Annotated in this window: 2 protein-coding genes; both read right to left on the bottom strand. The window is 61.4% G+C overall.

Annotated elements, in window-relative coordinates; all coding sequences use genetic code 11:
- Positions 1-52 precede the first annotated feature (52 nt).
- A complete protein-coding gene (gene gcvPB / locus C8024_RS08940) occupies positions 53-1,636 on the bottom strand; it encodes an aminomethyl-transferring glycine dehydrogenase subunit GcvPB (protein ID WP_173204241.1) in 1,584 nt (527 codons plus the stop codon).
- The gene (gene gcvPA, locus C8024_RS08935) at positions 1,633-2,991 is read right to left on the bottom strand and encodes an aminomethyl-transferring glycine dehydrogenase subunit GcvPA (protein WP_173204239.1); all 1,359 of its coding nucleotides are present in this window, start codon (positions 2,989-2,991) and stop codon (positions 1,633-1,635) included. The genes gcvPB and gcvPA overlap by 4 nt, the downstream gene beginning before the upstream one ends.
- Positions 2,992-3,008: the final 17 nt, after the last annotated feature.

Here is a 3,008-nt window from a genome sequence, read left to right as displayed (position 1 = left end):
GCTGCGCCGCAGGAAGGATGATGTTATGCGAATATGTCAGACTTGCGCCCCCTCACTCCGCAGCCTGAGCAAATTCCTCGTCTTCCGTCCACACCAATATCGGCTTGCGCGCGGCCTGGGTTTCGTCCAGCCGGCGCCGTGGAGCGAAATAGGGCGCGCTTTTCAGGCTTTCGTCACCCGCCTTGGCGCGTTCAGCCACCGAACGGAAGGCACCAATGAACTGGTCGATCGCCGCCTTGCTCTCGGTCTCGGTCGGCTCGACCAGCATCGCGCCGTGGACGACCAACGGGAAATACATAGTCATCGGGTGATAGCCCTCGTCGATCATACCCTTGGCCAGATCCAGCGTGGTCAGCTCGTTGGTGAAGCCCTTGTCGGAGAACAGCGCCTCGTGCATGCACGGTCCGCTGTGGGCAAAGGGTGCGTCGAGCACGTCCTCGAGGCTGCGCAGGATATAATTCGCGTTGAGCACAGCGTCTTCCGCCACCTGTTTCAGACCGTCCGCGCCGTGGCTGAGGATATAGGTCAGCGCGCGGGTGAACATGCCCATCTGGCCATGAAAGGCGCTCATCCGGCCGAATGTGTGCGGATGCCGGTCCTCGACCGTCTCTTCCTCGACCAGGGTGATATGCCCGTCCGCATGGCGCTCGGTAAAGGGCAGTGGCCCGTGAGGAGAAAGCGCTTCGGACAATACGACAGGCCCGGAGCCCGGTCCGCCACCGCCATGCGGGGTGGAGAAGGTCTTGTGCAGATTGATATGCATCGCGTCGATGCCAAGATCGCCCGGACGGACCTTGCCGACGATCGCGTTGAAATTCGCGCCGTCGCAATAGACATAACCGCCAGCCGCATGGACCGCATCGGAAATCGCCTTCATGTCCGGCTCGAACAGGCCGCAGGTATTGGGGTTGGTGATCATCACCCCGGCAACGTCTGGTCCCAGACGCGCCTTGAGCGCCTCGAGGTCCACGCGGCCAGCGGCATTGGCGGGAATATCTTCCACCTTGTAGCCGGCAAAAGCGGCGGTAGCCGGATTGGTGCCATGGGCACTTTCCGGTACCAGTATCACTTCGCGGGCATCGCCGCGCGCTTCCAGCGCAGCACGGATGCAGAGAATGCCGCAAAGCTCGCCATGGGCGCCAGCCTTGGGGGTCATCGCGACGCCGTGCATACCGGTCAGCTTGATCAGCCAGACCGCCAGTTCGTTGATCACGCCAAGCGCGCCCTGCACGCTGTCCACCGGCTGCAGCGGGTGAATATCGGCAAAGCCCTTGAGCCGCGCCATCTTCTCGTTGAGCCGCGGATTATGCTTCATCGTGCAGCTGCCGAGCGGGAACAGGCCGACATCGATCGCGTAATTCTGGCGGCTGAGGCGGGTATAGTGGCGAATTGTCTCACCCTCGGACAGGCCGGGAATGGCAATCGGCGCTTCGCGTTCGAGGCCGCCGAGACGGCTTTCGACCTGCGGTGCCTCGGGCAAGTCAACGCCGCTGCGATCCGGTGAACCGATTTCGAAAATCAGCGGTTCGTCAACCATCAGCGCGCGGTCGCCGGTGTGGGTGGCGATAGAGCCAGTGTCGGTCATCTGCAGATTGTCTTCCTGTCTGGTCGGACGGCCTTCGGATAGCATGCTCATGACAGGGCTCCTTCGAGAGCGGTCGCGAATTGCTCGAGCTCTTCCTCGGTGGATGTTTCGGTCACCGCGACAAGCAATCCGTGCGCGAGTGGTGTGACCTCCGGATAAAGGCGTCCGAGAGACACACCGGCCAATATTCTCTGGTCGGCAAGCTTACGCACCAACGGCCGAGAATCGGCATCAAGAACCAGCGTGAATTCGTTGAAAAAACTGTCATTCAACAGCTTCACGCCATCGATCTGCGACAGCCGGTCCGCTGCCTGCACCGCCTTTTTATGGTTGAGCATGGCCAGTTCGCGCAGCCCCTTCTCGCCGAGCAAGGTCATGTGCGCCGAGAAAGCCAAGGCGCACAGGCCGCTGTTGGTGCAGATATTGGACGTCGCTTTCTCGCGGCGGATATGCTGCTCGCGGGTCGACAAGGTCAATACGAAGCCGCGCTTGCCTTCGGCATCGACGGTCTCGCCGCACAGCCGGCCGGGCATCTGCCGGACATATTTCTGCTTGCAGCCGAACAGGCCGACATAAGGACCGCCGAATTGCAGGCCGACGCCGAGAGACTGGCCTTCGCCGACCACGATATCGGCATCCATTTCGCCAGGTGACTTGATCGCTCCGAGAGCGACCGGCTCCGTGACCACGGCGATGAGCAATGCTTTGTGCTTGTGCGCCTTTTCCGCAATCGCGGAAAGGTCGCCGATGCGGCCCAATATATCGGGATATTGCACGACAACGCAGCTGGTCTGGTCATCGATCTGGTCGAGCATGGCTTGACCATCGGCGGCGGCCTCGAGGGTCGGCGCCTGATAGGACAGATCATCCTTGGTGAAGCGGGCCATCGTCTTGGCCACCGAAACATAATGCGGATGCAGGCCCGACGAGAGGATCGCCTTGCCGCGCTTGGTAATCCGGCGGGCCATGACGATCGCTTCCCAGCAAGCGGTCGAGCCATCGTACATTGACGCATTGGCGACATCGACACCGAACAGGCGCGCGACCTGGGTCTGGAATTCGAACAATGTCTGCAGCGTGCCCTGCGCGATCTCCGGCTGATAGGGCGTGTAGGCGGTCAGAAACTCCCCGCGCTGGATGATATGGTCGACGCTGGCTGGAACATGATGGCGATAGGCCCCCGCCCCGAGGAAGAAGGGCATGTCACCAGCCGCATGGTTCTTTTTCGCCAGCGCTTTCATATGCGCTTCCACCGCCATTTCACCGGCGTGCATCGGCAGTCCGTCGATCGGACCGTCCAGCCGGGCCTCTTCCGGCACATCAACGAACAGGTCATCAATCGATTGTGCGCCGATCTTCGCCAGCATCGATTGCCGGTCGTCGGGGGTCAGCGGGAGATAACGCATAGGGTCTTCCTTCACTT

Source organism: Sphingopyxis sp. BSNA05, from assembly GCF_013265645.1.
Classification (GTDB): Bacteria; Pseudomonadota; Alphaproteobacteria; order Sphingomonadales; family Sphingomonadaceae; genus Parasphingorhabdus.
This window is presented reverse-complemented; position numbering and strand designations above follow the sequence as displayed.

What these genes read in the sequence shown, in the direction of transcription:
- gcvPB (WP_173204241.1), bottom strand. Translation starts at nt 1,636, where the DNA reads ATGAGCATGCTATCCGAAGGCCGTCCGACCAGACAGGAAGACAATCTG.
- gcvPA (WP_173204239.1), bottom strand. Translation starts at nt 2,991, where the DNA reads ATGCGTTATCTCCCGCTGACCCCCGACGACCGGCAATCGATGCTGGCG.